The 2,390-nt window shown below is 65.8% G+C and carries 3 protein-coding genes and 1 pseudogene; all 4 read right to left on the bottom strand.

The features are described 5' to 3' along the window. Positions 1 to 1,142 (bottom strand): annotated as a pseudogene (locus EES42_RS44520) (protein phosphatase); the annotation flags it as partial. Then, positions 1,139 to 1,543, bottom strand: a complete 405-nt coding sequence (locus tag EES42_RS44515; RefSeq protein WP_124723875.1) for a DUF6507 family protein — start codon at positions 1,541 to 1,543, stop codon at positions 1,139 to 1,141. The gene EES42_RS44515 and the pseudogene EES42_RS44520, both read right to left, overlap by 4 nt. A gap of 68 nt (positions 1,544 to 1,611) precedes the next feature. Beyond that, positions 1,612 to 1,923 carry a pore-forming ESAT-6 family protein gene (locus EES42_RS44510; RefSeq protein WP_124723874.1) on the bottom strand — a complete coding sequence of 104 codons (312 nt, stop codon included), beginning with the start codon at positions 1,921 to 1,923 and terminating at the stop codon, positions 1,612 to 1,614. Between the two features lie 21 nt (positions 1,924 to 1,944). Then, positions 1,945 to 2,277: a hypothetical protein gene (locus EES42_RS44505; protein ID WP_124723873.1), complete on the bottom strand. Its 333-nt coding sequence runs from the start codon at positions 2,275 to 2,277 to the stop codon at positions 1,945 to 1,947. Between the last annotated feature and the right edge of the window lie 113 nt (positions 2,278 to 2,390).

The raw sequence follows: 2,390 nt of genomic DNA, 5'->3' as shown, positions 1-2,390 counted from the left end.
TCGGGGAGTTTGGGGATGTCGATGTTGCTGATGCCTTTGAGGCCTTTGGTGATGTCGCCGATCTTGGAGAGGCCGGCGCCGGCGCCTTTGGCGATGTAGGTCATGGGGTCGATGACCTTGCCGGCCTTGCCGGCGACGGAGAGTACCTTCGCGACGGCTCCGGCCTTGCCGGCTCCTGCGGCGGCGCCGCCTGCGCCTCCGGTGAATACGGTGGTCAGGACGTTGAATGTGACGGCTCCGGCGGCGCGGCCGGGGTTCTTGCCCCATTCGTCCCAGGCGACGAGGGCTTTGCCGGTTTCCTTCATCGCGGTGCGTGAGTCGCGCAGCCAGGAGGGGAGTTTGTCGTCGGGCAGGGCCCAGAAGAGGGTTCCGGCGCCGGGGATGGAGGAGATGACGAGGCCGGTCGCGAGTTGGGCGAGGCCTTTCCAGGCCTGTCCCATGGCGTCCCAGCCGCCGAATCCGACGAGGGTGCCCAGGCCCTTGATGGTGCCCCAGATCCCGTCGACGATCAGTCCGTCCCAGACGAACGACTTGACCCAGTGGCCGACCTCGTACCAGTGGTGTTTCTCCTCGACGGGGTCGCCCCAGGGGAGTTTGGCGTTCTTGAGGTCGTCGGCGTTGAACCCGTACTGGTCCTTGCGGTCGGAGCCGTCGCCGGCGACCATCTGCGTCCCGCCGAACAGTGCGGTGATCTTGTTGTGGCAGGTCCGCTCGGCGGCCCAGAACGCGGCGACGGTCGCGGTGATGTCGTCGCGGAGCTTGTTGTGCTCCTCGACCTTGTCGCCGTCGTACTCCCAGTCGTCGTCGTCCTTGTTGTCGTTCACGAACGTCGTCGCGTCGGTCTTGAGCTGCGTGAGCTTCGTGACCAGCGGACGGATCTCGCTCGCGTAGTCGGAGAGCGAGGAGGCGACCTTCTCCAGATCGTCCGCGAAACCGTCGGCCCGGTCCTTGACCGGCTTCGTCGACGCGAACAACTGCTCCGCCTCGGGGGCCTGGTAGTAGGCCGACAGCGCCTGGAAATGGGTATGGACGGAGGAACCCGTGTCACGGATATGGCCCGCGTCCGCCTTCAGGCTCGCGTGGTCCTTCTCCAGCTGGCCCAGATCACCGGTGTACTGCGGAATCGCCTCGGGCTTGATCACCGGGACTGCACCCCAGGCTTCTTCGGATCCAGATCCACCGCGCCCAATGCCTTGCGCTGCGCCTCGGCGGCCATGTCGAGGTCACCGTTCAGATACGCGGTCGTCGCGTCCACCGCACCCGTCAGCGACTTCCCCGCCCGCGCCGCGATGAACTTCAGGTCCCCGGTGGTGTGCTCGGCGAACTGCGACAACGCGAGCGCGACCAGACCGCCCACGGCCTCACCGCCCTTGCCACCGCTGTCACCGCCACCGCCCTCGGCGGTGATCGTGCCCGCACTCGACGCCGCCGACGTCAGATGATCCCCGTACGACGTCGCATGCGTCTGGATCTTCGACGCGACCTCACCCGTCGTCTTCAGCACACCCTGAATGCCCTGCGGCTTCAGATCCCACCCGGTCATGCGCTTACCTCATGCTCCCCGTTACCGCCCCGATCCCGGGCCCACCCGAAGGCGGGCACCCGGACGGGTCAGCCGATGTTGTCGACGGCTGCCTTCGCGCGCGTGATCGTGTGCTGCGCGGTGCCGTCGTTCTTCTCCAGCGTCGTCTTCAGCAGCTGGATGATGTTCTTGACCTCCTGCGAGGAACGGTTCCACCGCATTTCCTTGCCGTGGTACTCGTCCGCCACACCGTCGGCCGTGAAGTCCGCCATCGCGGCCTTGACCTGGCCGTCACGCGCCGCGATCACTTCCTCCAGCCGCGCGATCACCACCTGGATGTTGCCCTGCGCGTCCGTGGACGCACCGATGTCGTACGAACGACGGTCACCGTTACCGGCCATCAGAACCCAACCCCCCGATTGTCACCGGCCGCCGAAGCGAGCCGCGTCGAAATTCGCCGCAGACATCTGCTGCCGCGCGTTGTCACCCTGCTCCTGATCACCCGAACCGAACGCCTGCTCCATCCCCGACTGACCACCGAGGAGAGCCGACAGCGAACCGTTCAACGCCGCCGTGATCTCGTCCGAACGACCCTTGAACGAGTCGAACGCCGCCCGGCCCGCACCGTTGAACTTCCCCTCCAACGGCGCCGCCGCCTGCAACAACTGACGAATCAACGTGCCCAGATCATCACTCGACCCACGCGACTTCGACGACAGACTCGTCAGAACCTGCGCCCCCATGTCGAACTTCATTCAATCCCCCTGCCGAGCCGAACGAACAAATGCACGGATCATGCCTATCAACTCCCGGATGCCGAAGCAATCGAAGACCACCGGGCTGTGGACAGGCTGTGACATGGTCACCG

Origin of the sequence: Streptomyces sp. ADI95-17 (assembly GCF_003846175.1) — a bacterium.
GTDB classification, from domain to species: domain Bacteria; phylum Actinomycetota; class Actinomycetes; order Streptomycetales; family Streptomycetaceae; genus Streptomyces; species Streptomyces sanglieri.
The sequence above is the reverse complement of the archived record's forward strand: the minus strand, read 5'-3'. Positions and strand labels throughout refer to the sequence as shown.

What these genes read in the sequence shown, in the direction of transcription:
- EES42_RS44515 (WP_124723875.1), bottom strand. Translation starts at nt 1,543, where the DNA reads ATGACCGGGTGGGATCTGAAGCCGCAGGGCATTCAGGGTGTGCTGAAG.
- EES42_RS44510 (WP_124723874.1), bottom strand. Translation starts at nt 1,923, where the DNA reads ATGGCCGGTAACGGTGACCGTCGTTCGTACGACATCGGTGCGTCCACG.
- EES42_RS44505 (WP_124723873.1), bottom strand. Translation starts at nt 2,277, where the DNA reads ATGAAGTTCGACATGGGGGCGCAGGTTCTGACGAGTCTGTCGTCGAAG.